Here is a 22,685-nt window from a genome sequence, read left to right on the forward strand (position 1 = left end):
TTTTAGCTGCTTTGAGTGTAACAGTTATTCACTCAAACCAAGATAAACTATTCGATAACACACAGTATAAGTGCGATAAAATGCAGTATGCCTTACAGTGGCCTAAAGAAAAGATAAGCCCATGTAAAGTAAGGTAAAGTTATGTAAAGATAGTGGTCAAAATGAGCGCGATAGGCATTCGCGCTGTGGTGTTTTATTGCGCGGCTGCGCGCATTAGCCTGTCATTCACGTCTCGCCACTTAGGCGTACGTGGAGGTGCTTCCAATAAAATTTCTGTTGCACTAGATTGGTCTAACTGATGCAGGCCGTAATACAGCCCTTGTGCATACTTGGTTTTTTCCGCACCAAGTTTTAGATCCACCAGCTCATTTATATCGCGATGCTCCGAGAGTATTGACTCTATTTCTGAAGAATAATATAAAATTCCCGTATTGGGCGCACATCCTAGCTGCAAGCGAGACGTCAGCGCTTGAGTTGATAGAATAGTAAGACGTTTGCTGGGCTGATAATGCGCTTTTACATTACCAGGCACAGCCACAGTGTGGACATCAGGTTCTTCCACTTCCATATTTAGTACCGCTTCAAGATCAGCTTTGGTAATAGGCCCCGCCCTTAAGATCCTTGGTGTAGGCGATGAAATATCAACAATGGTCGACTCGAGACCCACTTCACAGGAGCCACCATCTAAAACCGCAGCAATTTTACCAGACAAACCAAATAATACTTGCTCGGCAGTGGTCGGACTGATTTTTTTGTAGGGATTCGCTGATGGCGCAGCAAGTCCCGACTGCACTTGTTGTAACAATGCTAACATCGCTGGGTGATTTGGTACTCGGATCCCAACTGTTTTGTGACCGCCAGTAACTACATCGCTGACATGTGCACGCTTTTTAGCAACTATGGTCAACGGTCCTGGCCAAAATGCGTCAGCCAAGGCATCAAAATAATCAGGCAAGGTTTCAGCCCATTGGGTTACCAAAGACTTGTCGGCCACATGAACAATGAGAGGGTGATCAGCTGGGCGCCCTTTTGCTGCAAAAATTTTTTTTACTGCATTTGGCTGATTAGCATCAGCTGCTAAGCCGTAAACGGTCTCAGTTGGAACCGCAACCAGTTGACCATCACGTGCAAGCTCAGCCGCTTGAGTCACCGCGGTTGGATCTGTTGCCAATAAATGTAAGGTAGTTAAGCTCGCTTCACCCACGTTGTCTTCTCACTGTAAAAAATGGACGCGAATTATAACCAATTTAAAATGCAAAGAGCCAGCATTACTGGCTCTGGTATACATCTATAGTCAAAAATACTTAACTTGAGATTTGGATAAGGAATGCTCCAACTCATTGTTGCTATCGCACAACTTAGTTGTTCCCTTGTCTAGCCAGAAAGTTTTAGGGAAGACACCGCTTCCGCGCCCTGCTCTCGCAAAGGTGCCTACATCCTGTAGGCAAGGCGAATTTACGCACCACTAGCTGGCAATTGGAAAGACTGGCTGCTAGAAGGCATTGATTATCCGCGGCTCAAGTTACTTACTGTGCATTTGCAACCATTACCGTTTTCACATTAACAAATTCCTTTATTCCAAAACCACCGTGCTCTCTGCCATAGCCGCTGTCCTTTACCCCACCGAATGGTAAATTGGGCTGTGCAAGAGAATAATCATTTATGTTCACCATACCTGTGTCGAACTCTTTGATGGCAAGCTCCGTTGCATGCTGCGTATCTTTGGAGAAAATCCCACCACCTAAGCCATAGCGCGAATCATTAGCCACCATCATTGCTTCAGCTTCATCTTTTACACGGATCAAAGACGCTACTGGCCCAAATAACTCATCATCATACGCAGGCATACCGGGTTTAACATCTTCTAAAATAGTGACCGGATAATAAAAGCCTTTGTCCTTTGGAATTTTGCCACCAAGTGTGCACCTTGCACCAGCGTCAATAGATGCTTCGACTTGCTGGTGTAACTCGTCACGTAAGTCTTTGCGTGCCATAGGACCAAGATCTGTGTCTGCCGCGCTCGGATCTCCAACTTTTAACTGTTTAAACCATGACACAAAGGCATCTCTAAACTGATCATAAATTTCATCAACAATAATAAAGCGCTTCGCGGCAACGCAGGTTTCACCGTTGTTGACAATACGCCCTTGTATACATGCTGCTACTGACTTTTCGATATCGGCATCCGCCAACACGATAAAAGCATCGTTACTGCCCAGTTCCAGTACTGTCTTTTTGGACAGCTCAGCAGAGCGCTTCGCAACTTGCTTTCCTACTTTGTCACTACCCGTAAAGGTCACACCACGAATGTGGTGATTTTCGATCAGTTCACCTGCTGTCTTTCCGTCAATGAGTAAAGATTGAAAACAGCCTTTTGGAAACCCAGCTTCTAAATATAACTCTTCAATTAGTTTCGCCATCCCAAACACATTAGATGCATGTTTCATGACAGTGTTATTGCCCGCCATCACATTTGAAACACTATACCTAATAACTTGGTACAGCGGAAAATTCCACGGTTGGATCCCTAGAATCACACCAATTGGCTGGTACGTGATAATCGCATGACCCTGTTCAAATACACGATGTTCATCTTGGAGCTCACTTTCTCCTTGCTCCGCTGTATAACGGCAAATCTTTGCACATAATGCGACCTCTTGCTTGCCTTGCTCCGTTACTTTGCCCATTTCCTCGGTCATTAACGCAACTAACTTGGGGGAGTTTGCCTCAATCAAATCAGCCAGTTTATTTAACTTTTGAGCCCGTTGTGTAAAGGTAGTTTTTTTCCAAAATTGATAGCAATCATTCGCTAAATCTACCGCTTTATTTGCTTCATGCAAATTCATCAATTGATATTCGTTTACTGGTTGCTCGTTGGCGGGATTAATTGTAGTGACCATATTTGGCATCATGAGACTCCTTCAAAGATTGTAACAACGTAAATCAGTATTAGTGATTTACTGCTATTGCCTTTAGCTGTTGCAAAGAAAGCGCCATCAAGATATAAACATGTAACAGCATGATTTTTAATTAATTTATTTTTATTATTTGTTTTAAGAATAATAATGGGGATAACTTGGTTAGAAAAGACTACACACTGAGTATGAAAAGTTTGCACATCTAATAGCAAAAAGGAGCCATTGGGCTCCTTTTATTCATTTTATTAAAAGCAGCGCTTAAGACTTTTGGCGCTGAGCTTCTTTTTGCGCTAATTTTTCTTCTTTACGCTTTCTAATTGCCTCTTGAGCGTCATGGCCAATATGCCCTTCACCACGTTGTTTAGCCAATTCAATCTGCTTTTGACGCTCAGCAAAACGGGCAATTTGCTCTTCTGTTAGATCTTTGTGGCAATGATGGCAAGACACGCCTTCCATATACTCATCACGTTGCTTTTCTTGTTCGGTGATTGGCATACGACAAGCATGACATTGATCATAAGAGCCTTTATTCAAATCGTGATCAACCGCTACACGGTTATCAAAAACGAAGCACTCGCCTTCCCACATCGTTTCTTCTTTAGGCACTTCTTCTAAATATTTTAAAATGCCGCCTTCTAGGTGATAAACCTCTTCGAAACCTTGCTCTTTCATGTATGCTGTTGATTTTTCACAGCGGATCCCGCCAGTACAGAACATCGCTACTTTTTTGTGCTTTTCTGGGTTTAGATTATTTTGCGCCCACTCAGGAAACTCGCGGAACGTCTTAGTCTTTGGGTCGACGGCATTTTTAAACGTACCAATCTCAATTTCATAGTCATTACGCGTATCAACAAGTACCACATCAGGGTCTGAAATCAATGCGTTCCAATCTTGCGGTTTTACGTAGGTGCCAACCACTTCTTTAGGGTCGATACCTTGTACACCCATGGTGACGATTTCTTTTTTAAGCTTTACCTTGGTGCGATAAAATGGGCAGGTTTCGTCGAATGACTCTTTGTAAACAATATTATCAAGGCCAGGTTGCTTGTCTAACCATGCTAGTAGTGCATCAATACCCTCTCGCTTTCCCGCAACAGTACCGTTAATACCCTCTTCGGCAAGTAATAACGTACCACGAACTTCGTTCGCTTCCATGACATCATGAAGGGGTTGTCTTATCTCTTGATAATTAGGTAAAGAGACAAACTTGTACATAGCACAAACAACGTATTGTTCTGACATTGTATTTTCCTAGATTTAAGCTTTGATTCGCTTACACATTAAGCATGACGATGTGTAAAGCATGAAAACCGAGTCGTAAACCCGGCGCTGAGGCGCGTATTCTACGGATTTTTGATTAAAATGCAAAAAACACAAATTCTATATCCGATAGCGTCTATGCTTTGGTATAATCTCGTGTTTTTAAAATTCAAGACTTGGAGAAATTGACTTGAGATTCACTGAACTTGGGATAGATACGCGCCTAGAACAACAATTAGCTCACCAAGGGATCACGGAACCGACCGAGATCCAAGCGCATGCCATCCCAACGGCTTTAGCTGGCCACGATGTTTTTGCGCAGTCTAAAACAGGCTCAGGCAAAACCCTTGCCTTCTTGCTGCCCGCCGTACAGCGTGTAATGAAGCAAAAAGCGCTAAGCAAACGCGATCCACGCGTGGTTATCGTCGCCCCAACTCGTGAACTCGCGACTCAAGTATTCTCTGAATGTCGTGCTTTGTGTGCTGGCACAAATATTCAAGTCTGTAAGGTTTTAGGTGGTGAGAACTACAACGATCAAGTAAAAGCGCTTCGCCGCGATCCACATTTTGTGGTGGGTACACCGGGACGTATTGCCGATCATGTTGAAAATCGCTCTTTGTTTTTGGGCGGCCTTGAACTGCTTATTTTTGATGAAGCAGACCGTATGTTTGACCTTGGCTTTGAGAAACAACTAGACATCATTAATGACTCTGCGGATCATCGACAAAGACAAACCCTTCTGTTTTCAGCCACGCTAGACCATACTCAGGTTGAAGCGTCTTCGCGTCAACTACTGAAATCGCCAAAACGCATTATGCTAAGTAATGCCCACCAGCAACATGAAGACATTAAACAAGCCCTGTACTTTGCCGATCATTTAGATCATAAAGAAGCGCTGCTGAAACACTTCATCACAAAAAGTGAGGTTGGCCAGTGCATAATATTTACTGCAACCCGCGGCGACACCGACAGGTTAAGTAAATTATTAAACGACATGTCGATTAAAGCGGTATCACTCTCAGGCGACATGCCACAAAGCAAACGCTTAGATATCATGGAAAGCTTTAGTCGTGGCATTTATAAAGTGTTAGTAACCACAGATGTCGCTTCCCGCGGATTAGATTTATTGTCAGTAACGCATGTTATTAACTTTGACTTACCTAAGCAGGCTGAAGAATACGTGCACCGTATTGGCCGTACAGGCCGAGCTGGCTTCAAAGGTCATGCGATTTCGCTTGTGGGTCCAAAAGACTGGAATAGTTATGTGGCAATCAAGAACTATCTTGATGAACCATTGCGCTTTGAAGAAGTGGAAGGCTTGGTCGGTAAATTCAAAGGGCTTAAACAAAAACCACAGCATGGTAAAAATCGTCCTGCAAATGTAGCGCCTAGCAAAACGAGTAAACCAAAGAAAAAGCCTGTGAAAAAAGCACAGCCACGAAAAGTGATCCAGCCACCAATTGATATTGATGGCTCAATGCCACTACGTCGCAAACCAAAACCACAAACTGACGAGGAATAATCATGCTAGGTCAAATTAAGATGTTAACCATTGAAGAACTTACCGCTGAAGGTGCGTACTTGAACGGTGGTGAACTTGGCGATGTGTTTCTTCCGCGCACAGAAGTGCCAAAGCACATGGAAGAAGGCGACTCTGTTGAGGTTTTTATTTATCAAGATAACCTTGGGCACGCTACCGCAACGACGAAAAAGCCGTTAGCGCAAGTTGGAGAGTTTGCCTTACTGCGTGTAAAAGAAATCAATAAAGTTGGTGCCTTTTTAGATTTGGGCATAGATAAAGACGTGCTTGCTCCATACAATGAGCAAAAACCGAAAATGCGCGATGGTTACAGCTATTTAGTGAAGTTGTATCTAGATAACGCCAGTAAACGCATTTGTGCATCCAGTGCACTGGGTAAATTTTTGGGTAAATCGAAAGCTCAGTATGATAAGTTTGAAGAAGTAGACTTGATTGTCGCTGCAAAAACTGACTTGGGCTATAAAGTTATTGTCAATGAAAAACACTTTGGCTTGGTTTTTTTCAACGATGTGTTTAAGCGCATGTACATCGGCCAGCGGATGAAAGGCTTTGTTAAAGCAGTTCACGACGAAGATAAGATTGACGTGGTATTAGAGAAACCTGGCATAGGGAAAGTAAAAGACCTAGCAGAGGAAATATACAGTAAACTAGAAGAAAGTGGCGGCTATTTACCATTGGGTGACAAGTCAGATCCTGACGCCATCAAACGCACTTTCTCTACCTCTAAGGCTAACTTTAAAAAAGCCATTGGTGGTTTATTTAAAGATGGCCGAATTGACATTGAAGCGACTTCTATTTCAATTCGCAAGTCTTAACCGATAATCATAGGTAGCAAGTCTCAATCTGAGATTTGCTATTACATCGGGCTGGCTTCAAACATATCACGCCACTTATCTACTGCCTTTAGCCCTAATTCAAAGCCCAATTTATAGTCTGACTTTAAGGTCTCGGAACTTGATCCTAGTACCATCGACTCTAGTGTTCTAGTTGGCGCAATTTGAATGACATTAACGTCCTCTGGCGGAGCCTTCATAAAGTTAACTGCATCGGCGTAGCGACTTTGATAGTGATGATACATTTCAAACATTTTGGGAGATTGGTTAACCCGTCGCATAATTGGTTTTAACCGCTCAAGCACTGGCATTTTGCCATCGTCGTGGGCCTCTATTGTCCTTATCACCCATATATTTTTTGCACCTTTTTGATGCGCCCAGCGAACAGGTAATGGATCGGCAACACCGCCATCCATCAAGCCATGTCCTTGCACATTCACACCAGGGCGATATAAAAATGGAATTGCACTCGACGCTTTAAGGTGCGTAAACATATTGTCATGCCACGTATGCAAATAATGTGGCGCTAGTGATTCAAGATCACTTGCTACCGCATAAAAGTTACTCTTTGGCGTTAAATGATGCGGCTCTGTAGGAAAGCGTACCTTAGTGCTGTGCTCGACTTGATGAAAATACCAATCGAGATCAATAACATTCCCCCCAGTAAAAAAGCGTGCGGGGCGAAAGAATTGCTGCTCTGTCGTTAGTGATTCAATGGCTGTTTGCGCATACTGGCTAGCACGAGCGCAATATGCAGCAAGATTTTGTGCCCCAGCTGATACTCCCACTTTTAAATCAAACGGCGTAAACCTTTTTTCAAGAAAAGCATCAAGCACTCCCGCAGTAAAAATACCTTTTTGACCTCCGCCTTCAGCAATAATTGCGGAGCGTATATTATTTGCCATAGTGTGCTCTTTTGTTATGAAAAACTGTGCTTCACTCTATTTACTGAGGACAAAACCCTGTAAATTCAAGTTTTCATTCGGTAATAAAAATGCCCTGCTGAGCATCAAAGTTCAAGCAAGGCATTTATAGTACTCTCTGAGTGACAAGGATGAGATTAGAGTTTGCTTACTGAACTCTCTAATGGCCTTTTTAAAAAGGTGACCAATAACGCAGGTAAAATGGTGAGTGTTACGATAGTTGCCATAGCAATACCGCAAAGTACTATCATACCCACTCCCCGATAAAGTTCAGAGCCTTCTCCTGGAATAAAGACCAAGGGTGCAAGACCACATAGCGTCGTCATTGTCGACATGACAATCGGTTTTAATCGTGTTTGCAGTGCAGAGATCACAGCTTCATAAACACTCATTGAGGTGTTTTCCAGATTTCTACGACTTTGATCAACGATTAGTATTGGGTTATTTACCACAGTTCCAAGCAAGATTAAAAAGCCAAGCATAGTGATCATGTCAAAAGGCTGATGAAAAGCTCCTGTAACACTTCCAAGACCATTGATAGCAATCAAACCCAGTAAACCGCCAGCCATACCGAGGGGGACTGTTGCCATAATAAATAATGGGTAACCCCAGTGTTTAAAAATAGCGACCAACAATAAATAACAAAGTGCCAATGCAACGATAAAATTACTACCTAACGCTTCTTTTGTTTTGTCTAGTTGGTCGGCTGCCCCACCAATACTCACATTGACACCGGGCAACAGATCGCCTTGTCTCTGAAGCTGTGGTAACAACTCAGTTCTAACCAACTCTTGTGCTTGCTCAAGCGCCACATTTCTTGGTGGAATGATATAAACAGTCACCGTTCTGCGACCATCAACTCGGCGCAAACTATCGCTGTCAGCTTTTTCTTGCAGATCCGCTAAGGAGCTTAATGGGATTAGGCCTGCTTTTGTGACAACGGGCGACTGCGCAAGTTGTGACAGGCTTTGCTGATTTCCTGCCTCTGAAAACAAGAAAACATCCACTTTATCGTCGCCTAAAATAAGCTCATCGACATAAGCACCATCACTCAAGGCCGCGACTGTGTAGCCTAATTCATCTGCACTCATACCGACCTCAGCGAGCCGCTGCCACCTAGGTTGAATCTCAATGAGAGGTTGGTCAAGAGTCAGTGAAGAAGGTGCCGAATCTATCTGAGGGTTATCAAACACCTCTCCTGCCAATCGGTAAACCGCATCTGCAGCACGATAAAGTGCTGTTTGATCTGTGCCGCTAATGTCCAAGGCAACAGCTCTAGAACCACCATCATTACTTGAAATGATAGATCCTCTAGAAGAAAATGCACGCATGCCTGGATAGCTTCTGAATTTACTCGTGATCGCATCCATCATCTCGTCAATGTATTCGCCATTATACGGCTCGCTTAATAGCCAAATACTGCCAACACCGACGGACATTGAATAATATTTAAGAGGTGGTAACTGTGTTTTCCCCGCAACAAAATCACTATCGTCCTTTTCCAGATGCTTGTTTAAGTACGGGAGTATTTCGTCACCAATCTTCTGCATATGACTAAGGTTATACCCTGGCGGTGCTATCATCATCGAAAACGCTTTGGGCTCTTCACCTTCTGGTAGATACTCAGCTTTTGGCATAAATAGCCATGCACCACCTAGCAGTAACACACTCCCCAAAACAATACACCCAACACGAGCAGAACTGCTTGATAGCATAGCTGGAACAACTTTTGGCAACGTCAGTGTTGATAGCATGCCGCTGGTAATATTCTTGCACGCGAAATTCGCATTTGCAGCAGGCACGACGAATAACGCAACTAGCATAGAAGCGATGATCGCAGCGGAAATTGCAATAGCGACATCTGAATATAACTGCCCTGCTTCTTGCTGAATAAATAAAATCGGCGCGAACACAAGCACGGTAGTCAATGTTGACGCCAGTACGGCTGGCCACACTTCTTGTACACCAGAGATAGCCGCTTGCAACTTATCTAGCCCACGACGTCTGGCTTGCTCTATATTTTCAAGCACAACGATAGTGTTATCAACCGTCATCCCAATAGCAAACGCGACTCCAGCTAAAGAAATAACATTAATCGTCCTATCAAAAAGTAGTAATCCCAAAAACGCTGCAATAGTACAAATAGGTACGCCCATTACACCAATGAGTGTAGAGCGTGGGCTTTTTAAAAACCAAAACATCACCAAAGTGGCGAGGAGCGCGCCTAAAATGAGGTTGGTCCATACGTTTTCAACAGATCCTTTGACATAACGAACGTCGTCACTGAGCAACGTTAGCTGTAAACCATTGTGTGAGAGCATGTCACGATTGATACGCGCCACTACCTGCATCATTTCTTCTTTTATCGCCATCACGTTAGAGCCACTTTCTCGTCTAACCGAAAGCATTAATGCTCGCTCGCCGTTGTTATATGCAACATCTCTGACCTCGTAGTGGTCAAGCTTGACTTCAGCAATATCTTTCAGTTTGATAGTTGTATTCTGGCGTTGACTGACTACCAATTCCTCCAGTGCTTGTGCAGATTGAAAACGACCGACCATCCGCAGTAAATAGCGACGTTTGCCACTGTCTATATCTCCAGCTGACGCATCTTGGTTGCGACTTCTTATCGCATTTCTAACATCAACCAAACTAATTCCGCGACTTGCTAGTTTTTGTTGGTCGACCAAGATTTGCACCTGATAAAGTGCACCACCACGGACGTTAACTTGAGAAACACCGGAAACTCTTTCCATCTCTGGACGAATAAAGTCTTCGGCATAATCACGCAGCATATCAATATCGATGTTAAGCGGATTACCTGATTGTGGCTTTAAGTTAAAGAACATAAACGCATTGCTCGAAAATGAGCTGCTATACAACACTGGTTGATCAACATTTTCAGGATAATTTGGCACTTGAGACAATGCGTTACTGACATTTATCAGTGCTTCATTTACATCAACACCAAAAGGAAACTCTAATTCAATCTCGGCTTCACCAGTACTTGCATAACTCGACATCCGCTTGAGATTGGCAAGGGAGCGTAGGTATCGCTCTTGCTCTATTAATATTTCCTTCTCTACGTCTTGAGGTGTTGCCCCAGGCCAATTGGTAACAACAGAGATTGTTCTTACTTCCAGATCAGGGATCATTTGTACGGGGATCTTAAATGCAGCAACAATACCTAATATTGAACAGATTAATACCGTCACGGCAACGAGAATGGCATGCTTTACACTCGCTTTTAACATGACTACTCCTATAGCCTCGGCACGATATTTAACAGCTGATCGGCTTGTAACAGCTCATTGCCTTCCACTACCACTTGATCACCAACCTGCAAGCCTGAAGTCACTTCAATATATCCGTTTAATCTACTACCTACTTTTATGTGTTGGCGCTTTGCTTTACCGTTATCTACAACGAATACGCTGAAGCCACCATCAGGGTGACGCAGTACTGCATCATTTGGAATAACGACACTTTGTTGTGCATCGACCAGAGGCAGTTGCGCTGTCGCTGAAGCGCCGACTCGCAGCCCGCTATCTGTTGCTACAACCAGTCTAAGTAGAAAAGTCCGGCTAGCTTGGTCGACCACAGGAAGCTTAGCTAATACTTTTGCTTGATGTACCAAAGAAGTATCACCAGCGACATTGAAATTAACTGCGCTGCCAACTTTAACCAGTTGGAAATACTCCTGAGGTACTTGTAAATCAAGCCAAAGTGTTGCTTCGCTTACCAATTCAAAGACCGTTTGGCCTCGGGTTACCCACTCACCTAAGTCAACCGTACGTTTTGCAATAACACCGGAAAAAGGTGCGCGTAATTGGTGTCTATTTAACAATTCTTGTTGATATGTAATATTTGCTCGCGCTTCTAATAACGAGGCCTCTGCTAATTTCAGTCTAGTGTTTCGCTCTGCAAGCTCTGTTTGTGCAAACAATTTTTGTTTTGATAAGGATTTGGCTTCGTTTACGAGCCTTAATGCGTTATTTCGTTCAACTTGAGCTCGCTCTAGAGCCGCTTCTAAACTTTTAAGCTCCGCGTTTATCAATGCGGCATCTAAACCTAGCAGGACAGTTTGTGCAGTAACTATATCACCGGTTTCAGCTAAAATAGTTGTCACCACGCCATCCGTTAAGCTTGATACCTCAGCATGCTGGGCGGCGCTGATCGATCCTGTTAAAGATAATGTTCGTTGAAGTTTCTGTTGTTTCACTTCTGCCACTACCACATTGGCAGCATCAGCAAATAAATAGAAAGGCAACAGGAATAAAATTAAGCAAACGCTTTTCATATTACATTGTTCCAAAATTATTTGACCATAACCCTTTGAGTTCACACTCGAAGAATACAAGCAGATTGACAAACTGTTCCGTCCAATACGTAAAGTTGCCAAAACGAGGACACATTAACACAAATAGCAATCATTACCATCCAAACATGTTAAATGGAATAAAAAGGCAGCTGATATGATGTTAAAGGTAGCAATCAAAAAGCGACTAGCAATAATCTCTTAAATATAAAGTTGTGCATAGACAAAGTTTGATTGTATATATCTTGGTTGAAACTGACCCGAAGAGCGTTAAAAATCGATTGTGAACGATAGTCCCTGACTAGTGAGCTAGGAAACGTGTTTAAGCAACAGGCAATCTATTCATTTCATAGTGAACGAAGCCGCCGAAGAAAAGATAATCGGCGGCTTTTATAAAAGTTATAGTGGTTGTGTTAAATCTAACTGATACAACGCAAATCCATTTTCGTTGGTTTTTCCGGTAGGGAGAATATGAATAAACTGCTGGCTATATAACTCTGCATCAGTGCTCGCTGAGCTAAAAAACTCAATATGTGCGCCAACCACAGGAGAAAATGACCAGTTCATATCAGCGGATGGATCTAAACCCTTTGCACTATTTTTTTCACTGACATACGTAATATAATCTGCAACGACCTGACGGTTCTCATTTGGTGAATCCACCACTATTTTATCAGCTGATACGTTTGGAAAGTTACCGCCGCCCGAAGCGCGATAGTTATTTGTTGCCACTAAGAAAATTTGCTCATCTGTTACTAGTTCGCCTTGATATTTAAGTGCTTTGATCCGATTGCCGTTAGAGACCTTGTCACCATTTGCTGCGTAACGCGCAGGCTCGGTCACATCAATCTGATAAGTTACGCCATCTAACACGTCGTAATTATAAGAAGGAAAATCGGGGTTGATCAACGCCTGAACCCCCTCAGTGTTTGCTGTGATCTGGTTAAATTGTCCAGCAGACATTTCAAGCCATTCACGAACTTCAGCACCCGACAGCTTCAGTACTTTGAGCACATTTGGATAAATATACATATCAGCTACGTTACGATAAGCAATGTCTCCGGCAGGAATCGCGGTGAAATCATCGGGCCCACCTCGACCTGCGCGAAATGGTGCACCAGCGGAGAGAATAGGCAGACCTTCCAACTCCGTACCTTGGACGATTTTTGCGGTATACCATGCTTGTGCATCAGTAACGATCTGAATAGATGGATCGTCATTAACCAAGGCGAAATAGCTATTAACGGTATTGGTAATTTTTGCGAATGGTTCATTGACCCAAGTCCGCGTTTCATTATGCTCATGACGAATCGCGGCTTCAATAGTTGCATCGCTCTCTACCAAAGAAACAGTATTACGATTATCATCAGTCTCGTAAATTGACCTGAGCATTGACTGAGAATCGACCACAACCCATTCTCCTGAATTAAACCGAACATCTAAGTCAATTATACCTAAATGATTTCCCCAAAACCCCGGCATCACCGCTGCAACACCATTAATCGTACCCTTTTCGTTATCAATACCATAAGCTTGTAAATCGCCGTAGCCAGACCCGGGAAAATTAGCGTGTGCATGGCCGAACATAATGGCATCAATACCTTCAACTTTCGATAGCGCATAAGAGGCATTCTCAGCCATTGGTTTATCCGCGCTTACATCTAACCCTGAATGTGGAATAGCAACAATGATATCAGCACCCTCAGCTTTCATTTTGGGTATATAATGTTCCGCCATTTTTATAATATCTTTGGCAATCACCTTACCTTCAAGGTTGGCCTTATCCCACTGCATAATTTGCGGTGGCACAAACCCAATAAACCCAACGTTAATCACTTGCTCCTTACCAAGTTCATCAAGAAACCGTTTTTCTTTAACAATGTAAGGGGTAAAAAAAGGGACGTCATTTGATTCGTCTTCGTCGCCATCAACTTTAAACACATTGGCACTAATATAAGGAAAATTGGCATCATTAATTGCCTCTTCCAAAAACTCTAGGCCGAAATTAAATTCGTGGTTACCAATATTTGCAACGTCATACGCTAATGTATTCATCGCTTTATAAACAGGATGAACGTCACCTTCCTTTAAGTCTTTTATCTTAGCTATATAATCACCAAGTGGGCTGCCTTGGATTAAATCGCCATTATCAACAAGCATGGCGTTTTTCACTTCGCTTCTAGCATGGTGGATCAAAGCTGCGGTTTTAACTAGTCCAACTTTGTCATCTTGCTTGTCAGAAAAGTAGTTGTAGTTCAGCATGTTTGCATGTAGGTCCGTAGTCTCTAATAAGCGTAGAGAAACCAAAGTGCCCTCTTTGGGAAGCTCAGCTACCTTAGGTGTATTTATTTCAACGTCATTATCAGAGTCTGAGCAAGCAGTTATTATACTTGCCACACCTAAAAGCAGTGCTATTGGGAGTCGTGTTGTATTCATAAGTCCTTTCTTAGCGTTATCTGCATACTCACGTATGCTTAAGTGAATTTTATACCAACTTTCTTAATTAAGTGGTCTACTTTGAGGCCAGAAAATCTTGTCGATAACGAGGCAAAAATTTTGCTATTTAGTTGTTCTAAATAAGAAATTTTTAACGTGGTTAGCGTCAGATTTACTCCTTCAAATTGAGCAAGTATTAAGTCAAATTGGTATTAGTATTGCCTATCAATATCAAGCCATTGCATTTTGCATGGCGGATGTCACTATACGAGGTAAAAAAGTCAGAGAAGCTAAAAATTTGTGGCAGTTAAATGCAACAAATATGACGTTACTAAACCTGTTAGTTGATGATGAAAAGAGCCTCTGTATGACAGAGATTTATAAGCTGTTGGACAATTTATCCAACTGACAACATTTGCACACTAAACTGAGTTAATGTTAATTTGGGGCAGGTGAATGAATAATCGTTTTACTCTATTTCAACCTTGTGTAGTAGCAAAAGCAAGCTAGAGTTATTCGCTAGCTTTGAGTGTATATAATTTATTTAATTAGCTTGATGCCATAAGATTTCGATAAATAGTTTGTAACTTTCAGGCTAAGCGTCGATAAGTTAGCCTTCTCAACTCTTCAGGAATTGATGAATTGCACTGTCGCTTGGAAGGTAACAGCTATGGATAGTAATATGAATACTTTAAATAAAAGCAATAAAATTATAAAATTATAAAATAAAAACATAATTGAAAGTTTAAACGGAATAGAATGTATATGGAATTCACTGAAGATAGTAATATCAAATTCAATGTATCTTCCTGCCTTGATGAAAACGCATTACAGCAAATTGAGACAAAGTTTTATGGCGGCGATGCAAAAACCGCATGTAATCAGCAAGTCGAGTTATTTTTTAAACAACCCACACACCTTTCTTTAAGCTTTTCCAGAAATAGCACCCAGTTTTCACATCAGAAATTTATAAACGAAGCTTATGATGTGGCACAAAAGCTTGGCTTTAGGGCAAATTCAATCCCCAACAGAAGTACCTTAATAGTGCTGGGATTGGGTGCTGGCTACCATGTACCACTATTACTTGAGAAGTTAAACTACGTAGATGTAATTGTTATAGAAAATAACAAAGCGCTAGAAACTATTGCACATAACAATATAAACCTCAATTCTTTACGCGAAACATGTATAAAAAGAGGAGGAAATTTAAAAGTTCTACAGTGTCAAAACTACTCATCATTTTTATTTCAGATAAAGCAGTACTTAACCGAGCGGCATTGTGGAATACTTGCTGACATTAGCTTGTATCGACACTACAACAACGAGCTATTTGATGAAATATATGAAAAATTCACAGAGTGGAGAAACTCTCTTGTGAGCATGTGGGGATATGCTGAAGATGAAATCATAGGTATAAGACACACGTTAGCAAATAATGATAGTTTAAGAGTATTTAAAAAATCAGACTTCTCTTGCTTTTCTAACACAACAGCATTAATTGTTGGAAACGGCCCATCATTAGACTTAGTCATCCAAGATATAAAAAGCTTTAAAGGCCTAATCGTTTCCTGTGGTACCTCTTTAGCTAGCTTACTAAAAAATAATATCACTCCGCATATACATGTAGAAATGGAAAGAACTGAAAGTAATCACACGTTGAAAGAGCGTTATCTAAGTGATCCGGCATTAAAAAATACAGTTTTGCTGACATTAAACACTGTTTCACCAAAAACATTATCTTTATTTAAAAATAAACTTGTTTTTTTCAAAGCTAACGATTCAGCATCAGAAATAATAAAGCTAAGCAATAATGTCGATCTTTTGTATCACTGTAACCCAACGGTAACAAATGCAGCTGCCGCAGCGTTAATCTACATGGGAGTTGAGAAAATTATATTGTCTGGATGTGACTACGGGTTTATTGATGAAAAAGAACATCATAGTATACATTCTCAATACTACAATGAAAGTGACCGCCTAAGTAAATCCAAATTTAAAGGTAGCTTTTATGTAAAAGGAAATAATACCGATAAAGTACTTACGACAAGAATATTTAATGAGTCAAAGAAATCATTAGAATCATTATTTAGAGTAAACCCAAAGGTAAAAATTTATAATATAAGCAATGGTGCAAAAATAGATGGTACGTTACCTACTCAGAAGTTTCCATGTGACGTCGCTGAATACAATAATGAATACCTTTTACATACAATATCTACATTTAAAACTGTCAATTCAACTCGTAAAGCTATAAATAAAAATGTCTCATCTATAGTTGAAGTTATTAACAGCCTAAATAGGAAAATATTATCTTCTTTTAGCTATGGGGAGGTTGTTAACGGACTTTCAAAAACTATCAGAGAGTTAGAGGAAAATACCTATGATAGAGCAGCAATGATCCTTCTATCAGGAAGTCTTAAATATATTTTGTTTTCAATACAAAACCACACAAATCACATATCAAAAAATAGTGAGGATATATATATAAGAGAAATAAAGGAACAGCTTGTAAAAGCTATCACACAAATAAAGTTAGAAATTATAAATTTAAATAAGGATAGATAATGAAATTCAACATCTTTGCAGTTCTACCTCTCTCAGTCATCTTAGTAAACACAACTCAATCAGTGGCCTCTGCTGCAGACAATATCAGAGAAACCGCGCAGCATAGCGCTGCATATCAACTAGGTTCTGAATATAGCGCCGATATATTTAGCACAGGCGACTCATTTGGTGCAGGCGACTCATTTGGTGCAGGTGACTCATTTGGTGCAGGCGACTCATTTGGTGCAGGCGACTCATTTGGTGCAGGCGACTCATTTGGTACTGGTGATTCATTTGGTACGGGCGATTCATTTGGTACTGGCGATTCATTTGGTACTGGCGATTCATTTGGTACTGGCGATTCATTTGGTACTGGTGATTCATTTGGTACTGGTGATTCATTTGGTACTGGCGATTCAACTGGTAGCTCAACGTTCCCATATTCTAGTACTGAAATAACAAAAGGCGTATTACACGTTGAATATGAGCAATATGGGTTTAGATCCCCTCTTTATGATATTTGTGTCAGAACAAATAAAAACTTAGTTATAGCTAGGGCGACAGAACAAACAGAGATTGATAGGGGTGCAGACTTTATTGCTAGAGGCAATTATAAAGTTAAGAAAAATATTTTAACTTTGAAGATTGGCGCTACCGATGCTCATAAATTAGAGAAGTTCATCTTTAAGACAAGCGAAGATCCAAATTATACCTTTATGGGTGACTGGTACATCAATAAAAATAATAAGACGAGAGTATATGCACAATATCTCTCAGAAGATTATTACTATGCTTATGGCTGTGACTTAAAACTAGGACAATAAAAAAAGCCAACGCTCATGGAGCGTTGGCTTTTTCTTCGTTATATAACAGTATTTTTTTATGAGGCTACAATACTATCGTTAACCGCTTTTAGTGCTGCTGCAGGATCTTTAGCTTGTGTGATAGGACGACCGATAACAAGATAGTCACTACCAGCTTGCACAGCTTTTTGTGGTGTCATAATTCGCTTTTGATCGCCAGCATCAGTTCCTGCTGGTCGGATCCCTGGTGTAATAAGCTTAAACTCTTCACCAAGTTCGCGTTTCAACAATTCTGCCTCTTGTGCAGAACAAACGACTCCATCAAGACCTGACTCCTTTGCAAGTTTTGCTAAATACAGCACTTGCTCTTGCGGAGTCTTTTCAATTCCAAGTTTAAGCAATTGACCCTGATCCATACTGGTTAAGACTGTAACGGCAATAAGTAGCGGTGCTTTATCACCGTAAACTGTTAAGGCTTCTTTCGCCTTTGACATCATTTCATGACCACCACTTGCATGAACATTCACCATCCATACCCCTAGCTCAGCAGCAGCTGCTACTGCTTTTGCGACTGTATTGGGAATATCGTGAAACTTTAGGTCCAAGAATACATCAAAGTCCATGTCTACAAGTTTTTTTACAAACTGTGGGCCAAAATAGGTAAACATTTCTTTACCCACTTTCAATCGGCATTCGTCAGGTGAAAGTTGAGAAACAAATGATAATGCAGCGTCTTCATTATTATAATCAAGCGCAATCAAAACCTTTTTAAAATCTTGTGTCGACATAGTTACCCTATTTGGCCAAATCAAAAATTTAATAACCGTCTAATCCACGGCTTGGAGCAAGAGACTCCCAGTGTTTACATGAGGGACATAACCAATACATCGTATGGCTTGTAAACCCACAATGACCACATTGATAATTTGGTTTAGTCGCAATATAAGACTTAACCAGTTTATCAATTTCTTGCAATACGTGATCAATTTTAGCATCTTTACCACTTAAAAGTTGTAGCAAATAACTAAAGCCTCTAATTGATGGTTCACGCTTTAAACTATCAGTTAGAAACTCTACGGCCTCTGAGATTTTCCCTTGTCTTACCATACCTTGGCAAAACTTTATTCTAATCAATACCCCACCTTTCTCTAATAACTCAGATATCAACTCAAAGAACTGTTCGTGAATGTTTAATTTAACATAACAAGATTCAAGCTCTTCTAACACTAGAGGAGCCATAAATACAAACTGACTTACAAGTTTACGCCAATAATATATACACTTAACATAGTCATCGTGTTTATACGCATCTTTTCCCATTTCATAAAGAGGTCTAACCGTTTCATGGGCTAGAGAGGTCGCCTTTTCAAATAAGCTTGGATTATTTTCGAGAACGGCAGCTTCACAGTAAAAATTTGCAATCGTTGCACAATGGGAATTTTTTTTGAATAACTCAGAATGCGCCTCATACATATGCATTCCTTTACGCCAGTCTCTAGTTTGAGAGTAGAGGTTTAAAATCGGATCAAGCGCCTCTTTAAAACCCAATTTTACTAGAATAACTAAGTGCTCCTCGGCACTATCTAATAAACCTGCCAATATGTAATCTTGAGCAAGTTCTAAACGGCATGATTTAACAACTTCTTCATCAAGATTTGGCTGTTTAAGTAACAGTTCATGAATTTTGATTGCTCTATCTAGCTCTCCTCGCTTCCTAAATAAAGATGCAAGGGTAAGATAATGATCTACTGAATCTGCAGAGACTTCTAAAAGTTTGGTAAGATGTTCAAGACCTTGATCTTCCTCTCTATCTAATAGGAACTTCAGGCCTTTACTATATTCTGAGGTGATCTGCCTGCTTTGTTCTAGAGCTTGATTTTTAGCACTATTTTTACCCATAACATAACCGTATGCAGCGGCCACAGGTAGTAATAAAAACAGCAGCTCGATCATGACTAGCGTTCGGTTGCTTGGCTAAGCTTACTATTACTTTTTTTTAGGCGATGGTTCTGCCATTTAAGCTTAGATAAAACCGGTGCGGTTACCAATAAGCCAATCATTATTCCAAACGCTAAACAAATGCTCATTAAGGTTGCGAGTGGTAACTCTGCACTTGCAATTACAAAATTGACACCAACTACTTGTGGATTTTGTGTTCCAACTAAAAATGCAATCAGTATGGCAACAACAGCTAATCCCTTTTTCAATACTGCAACCAAGTTTTGCTCCGTTAGACTTAATTATTTAAGCTTTCGTTTACTCTATCGCGCAGTTCTTTGCCTGGCTTAAAGTGCGGGACATATTTACCGTCTAATTCAACTGTTTCGCCAGTCTTAGGATTACGACCAGTACGAGGTGAACGGAAATGAAGCGAGAAACTACCAAAACCGCGGATCTCTATGCGTTCCGAGTCTGATAATGAGCCAGCCATTTGTTCAAGGATTTCTTTTACCGCATTTTCTACATCTTTAACAGGAACATGAGCGTGCTGCAGTGCAAGTTGTTCTATCAATTCAGACTTTGTCATAATGTTTCCTTTAAGGGTATAAGGAAGGGCTAAGCGCCCTTCCTAGTGTAAAGACTTATTAATTAGTCTTTTTGAGCATTTTTGAAAGCTGCAGCCATTGCGTTTTCGAACGCAGGCTCTTCTTTCTTAAGCTTCTCTAGAGCTTCTTTTTCTTCAGCTTCGAAGATAGCTTTAACTGATAGGCTGATAGTACGATTCTTACGATCAACACCTACAAATTTAGCTTCGATTTCGTCACCTTCAGAAACAGCAGCAGTTGCGTCTTCAACACGCTCCTGTGCGATGTCAGCTACACGGATGTAACCTTCAACGCCTTCACCTAGCTCTACAGTTGCGCCTTTAGCGTCAACTTCAGTCACTTTACCTTTAACAATAGCACCTTTTTTGTTGGCGTCTAGGTAGTTAGTGAATGGATCAGCATCGATTTGCTTAACGCCTAGAGAGATACGCTCACGCTCTGGGTCAACTTGTAAAACGATAGCTGTGATTTCGTCACCTTTCTTGTACTCACGTACAGCTTCTTCGCCTGGAGTATTCCAAGAGATGTCAGATAGGTGTACAAGACCGTCAATACCACCGTCAAGACCGATGAAGATACCAAAGTCAGTGATTGACTTGATCTTACCAGAAACTTGGTCGCCTTTATTGTTAAGACGAGCAAATTCTTGCCAAGGGTTAGCTTTACACTGCTTAAGACCTAGAGAAATACGACGACGCTCTTCGTCAATTTCAAGAACCATAACTTCAACAGTATCACCTAGTGAAACTACTTTTGAAGGGTGGATGTTCTTGTTAGTCCAGTCCATTTCTGAAACGTGTACTAGACCTTCAACGCCTTCTTCGATTTCAACGAAACAGCCGTAGTCAGTTAGGTTAGTTACGCGACCAGTAAGCTTTGCACCTTCTGGGTAACGACCAGCGATAGCAGCCCATGGATCTTCGCCAAGTTGCTTAAGACCTAGAGAAACACGAGTCTTCTCTTTGTCGAACTTAAGTACTTTAACGTTGATTTCGTCACCTACGTTCACGATCTCTGAAGGGTGCTTAACACGCTTCCAAGCCATGTCAGTGATGTGTAGAAGACCGTCAACACCACCTAAGTCTACGAATGCACCGTAGTCAGTAAGGTTCTTAACGATACCTTTAACTTCTTGACCTTCAACAAGGTTTTGAAGTAGTTCTTCACGCTCTTGAGAGTTTTCAGACTCGATAACAGCACGACGTGAAACAACAACGTTGTTGCGTTTTTGGTCTAGCTTGATTACTTTGAACTCTAGCTCTTTACCTTCAAGGTGAGCGGTGTCGCGAACTGGACGTACATCAACAAGTGAACCAGGTAGGAATGCACGGATTGAATCAACTTCAACTGTGAAACCGCCTTTAACTTTACCGTTGATAACACCAGTAACAGTCTCTTGCTCTTCACAAGCTTTCTCAAGACGGATCCAAGCTTCGTGACGCTTAGCTTTTTCACGAGAAAGGATAGTCTCACCGAAACCGTCTTCGATTGCATCTAGTGCTACGTCTACTTCGTCGCCTACTGCAACTTCTAGTTCACCAGCAGCATTTTTGAATTGCTCTGCAGGGATTGCACTTTCAGACTTAAGGCCAGCGTCAACAAGAACAACGTTGTTCTCGATAGCGATTACTGTACCTTTAACGATTGAGCCTTGCTCAACTTCAAAACCCTGTAGGCTTTCTTCAAATAACTGCGCAAAATTTTCTGACATACTAAATACGTCTCTATAAAGTTAAATTACCAATTAGCAACCATGCTGCATGGGGTTGTTAAATAAACACTAGCTTCCTGCCTGTGTCATTAAAAAACTACTTCGGCAAGCAACTTTTAGGAAGCTTACCTGCCACAATGGCGTCTTGGATAAAAGACATAACCTGTTCGAACACTTGCTCAGCGTTATGCTCTGTTGTGTCAACAACAATAGCATCACTGGCAGGCACTAATGGGGCAACCTTGCGATTCATATCGCGATCATCGCGAGCTTTAATGTCTTCCAACAGACCACTTAGTGTAACATCATGGCCTTTTTCATTCAACTCAACAAATCGTCTACGAGCACGTTCTTCTGCGCTTGCCGTTAAATAAATTTTGAGCTCTGCGTCAGGGAACACTACCGTTCCCATATCACGTCCATCTGCTATCAAACCTACTTCGCTTCTAAAAGCACGTTGACGACGCAGTAAAGCTTCTCTCACGCGAGGAAGTGCCGCAATTTTTGATGCTGCCGCACCAACTTCTTCATTGCGAATGGTGTTTGTGACGTCTTCACCTTCAAGTACAATTTTGCTTTTTTTAGTTTCTTTATCTATTGAAAATTGTACATCCAAATTGGCAGCGAGTGGGACTAACCCCTCTTCGTTGTCTGTAGCAATTTGGTGGTGTAGTGCAGCCAAAGAAAGTACGCGATAAATCGCACCACTGTCCAACACTTCCCAATTTAATGTTTCAGCTAACAAGCGACAAACAGTTCCTTTGCCTGAACCACTTGGGCCGTCTACGGTGATAACTGGCATAGCTGCCTGCATTTAGACCTCCTAAAAATGCTCACCTGAATTTGACGGCGC

The 22,685-nt window shown here is 41.4% G+C and carries 18 protein-coding genes; 5 read left to right on the forward strand and 13 right to left on the reverse strand.

All coding sequences use genetic code 11. The features are described from left to right. Positions 1-193: 193 nt before the first annotated feature. The 3 genes from HUZ36_RS00710 to trhO form a co-directional block, all read right to left on the reverse strand. Positions 194-1,204, reverse strand: coding sequence for an L-threonylcarbamoyladenylate synthase (locus HUZ36_RS00710; protein ID WP_147389514.1), 1,011 nt, complete (start codon positions 1,202-1,204; stop codon positions 194-196). A gap of 322 nt (positions 1,205-1,526) precedes the next feature. After that, complete coding sequence (locus tag HUZ36_RS00715; protein ID WP_176031801.1) at positions 1,527-2,909, reverse strand: NAD-dependent succinate-semialdehyde dehydrogenase; 1,383 nt, start codon at positions 2,907-2,909, stop codon at positions 1,527-1,529. 267 nt (positions 2,910-3,176) lie between these two features. Further along, positions 3,177-4,160, reverse strand: a complete 984-nt coding sequence (gene trhO / locus HUZ36_RS00720; RefSeq protein ID WP_176031754.1) for an oxygen-dependent tRNA uridine(34) hydroxylase TrhO — start codon at positions 4,158-4,160, stop codon at positions 3,177-3,179. 208 nt (positions 4,161-4,368) lie between these two features. Here trhO and HUZ36_RS00725 point away from each other — a divergent pair, with 208 nt between their 5' ends. Both HUZ36_RS00725 and HUZ36_RS00730 read left to right on the forward strand, forming a co-directional pair. Continuing rightward, positions 4,369-5,700 carry a DEAD/DEAH box helicase gene (locus tag HUZ36_RS00725; protein ID WP_125253931.1) on the forward strand — a complete coding sequence of 444 codons (1,332 nt, stop codon included), beginning with the start codon at positions 4,369-4,371 and terminating at the stop codon, positions 5,698-5,700. Between the two features lie 2 nt (positions 5,701-5,702). Next, on the forward strand, positions 5,703-6,533 hold the full coding sequence (locus HUZ36_RS00730) for a CvfB family protein (protein WP_125253930.1): 831 nt from the start codon (positions 5,703-5,705) through the stop codon (positions 6,531-6,533). 41 nt (positions 6,534-6,574) lie between these two features. On the opposite strand, the gene HUZ36_RS00735 is transcribed toward HUZ36_RS00730, so the two are convergent. From HUZ36_RS00735 to HUZ36_RS00750, 4 genes are all read right to left on the reverse strand, one after another. Continuing rightward, on the reverse strand, positions 6,575-7,456 hold the full coding sequence (locus HUZ36_RS00735; protein WP_176031755.1) for a patatin-like phospholipase family protein: 882 nt from the start codon (positions 7,454-7,456) through the stop codon (positions 6,575-6,577). Between the two features lie 155 nt (positions 7,457-7,611). Further along, positions 7,612-10,728: an efflux RND transporter permease subunit gene (locus HUZ36_RS00740; RefSeq protein ID WP_176031756.1), complete on the reverse strand. Its 3,117-nt coding sequence runs from the start codon at positions 10,726-10,728 to the stop codon at positions 7,612-7,614. Positions 10,729-10,736: 8 nt separating this feature from the next. Further along, the gene (locus HUZ36_RS00745) at positions 10,737-11,774 is read right to left on the reverse strand and encodes an efflux RND transporter periplasmic adaptor subunit (protein ID WP_176031757.1); all 1,038 of its coding nucleotides are present in this window, start codon (positions 11,772-11,774) and stop codon (positions 10,737-10,739) included. A 417-nt stretch (positions 11,775-12,191) separates the two neighbouring features. Then, positions 12,192-14,228, reverse strand: a complete 2,037-nt coding sequence (locus HUZ36_RS00750) for a bifunctional 2',3'-cyclic-nucleotide 2'-phosphodiesterase/3'-nucleotidase (RefSeq protein WP_176031758.1) — start codon at positions 14,226-14,228, stop codon at positions 12,192-12,194. Between the two features lie 97 nt (positions 14,229-14,325). Here HUZ36_RS00750 and HUZ36_RS00755 point away from each other — a divergent pair, with 97 nt between their 5' ends. The 3 genes from HUZ36_RS00755 (at position 14,326) to HUZ36_RS00765 (ending at position 17,596) form a co-directional block, all read left to right on the forward strand. Continuing rightward, positions 14,326-14,637 (forward strand): hypothetical protein, encoded by a 312-nt coding sequence (locus HUZ36_RS00755; RefSeq protein ID WP_176031759.1) that lies wholly within the window; start codon positions 14,326-14,328, stop codon positions 14,635-14,637. Positions 14,638-14,993: 356 nt separating this feature from the next. Further along, entirely contained in the window at positions 14,994-16,793 is a 1,800-nt protein-coding gene (locus tag HUZ36_RS00760) for a motility associated factor glycosyltransferase family protein (RefSeq protein WP_176031760.1), read from the forward strand. Next, complete coding sequence (locus tag HUZ36_RS00765; RefSeq protein WP_176031761.1) at positions 16,793-17,596, forward strand: hypothetical protein; 804 nt, start codon at positions 16,793-16,795, stop codon at positions 17,594-17,596. The genes HUZ36_RS00760 and HUZ36_RS00765 overlap by 1 nt, the downstream gene beginning before the upstream one ends. A gap of 56 nt (positions 17,597-17,652) precedes the next feature. Here HUZ36_RS00765 and pyrF read toward each other — a convergent pair whose 3' ends face one another. From pyrF to cmk, 6 genes are all read right to left on the reverse strand, one after another. Next, entirely contained in the window at positions 17,653-18,363 is a 711-nt protein-coding gene (gene pyrF / locus HUZ36_RS00770; RefSeq protein WP_125253923.1) for an orotidine-5'-phosphate decarboxylase, read from the reverse strand. Positions 18,364-18,391: 28 nt separating this feature from the next. Continuing rightward, positions 18,392-19,528, reverse strand: a complete 1,137-nt coding sequence (locus HUZ36_RS00775) for a lipopolysaccharide assembly protein LapB (RefSeq protein WP_147390633.1) — start codon at positions 19,526-19,528, stop codon at positions 18,392-18,394. A 2-nt stretch (positions 19,529-19,530) separates the two neighbouring features. Next, positions 19,531-19,794, reverse strand: coding sequence for a lipopolysaccharide assembly protein LapA domain-containing protein (locus HUZ36_RS00780; RefSeq protein ID WP_125253921.1), 264 nt, complete (start codon positions 19,792-19,794; stop codon positions 19,531-19,533). A gap of 17 nt (positions 19,795-19,811) precedes the next feature. After that, positions 19,812-20,102, reverse strand: a complete 291-nt coding sequence (gene ihfB / locus HUZ36_RS00785; protein WP_010377033.1) for an integration host factor subunit beta — start codon at positions 20,100-20,102, stop codon at positions 19,812-19,814. Positions 20,103-20,164: 62 nt separating this feature from the next. Next, on the reverse strand, positions 20,165-21,832 hold the full coding sequence (rpsA, locus tag HUZ36_RS00790; protein WP_125253920.1) for a 30S ribosomal protein S1: 1,668 nt from the start codon (positions 21,830-21,832) through the stop codon (positions 20,165-20,167). 97 nt (positions 21,833-21,929) lie between these two features. Next, positions 21,930-22,646, reverse strand: a complete 717-nt coding sequence (gene cmk, locus HUZ36_RS00795) for a (d)CMP kinase (RefSeq protein WP_128730591.1) — start codon at positions 22,644-22,646, stop codon at positions 21,930-21,932. Positions 22,647-22,685 lie beyond the last annotated feature (39 nt).

It is taken from the genome of Pseudoalteromonas sp. McH1-7 (assembly GCF_013366255.1).
Lineage (GTDB): Bacteria > Pseudomonadota > Gammaproteobacteria > Enterobacterales > Alteromonadaceae > Pseudoalteromonas > Pseudoalteromonas peptidolytica.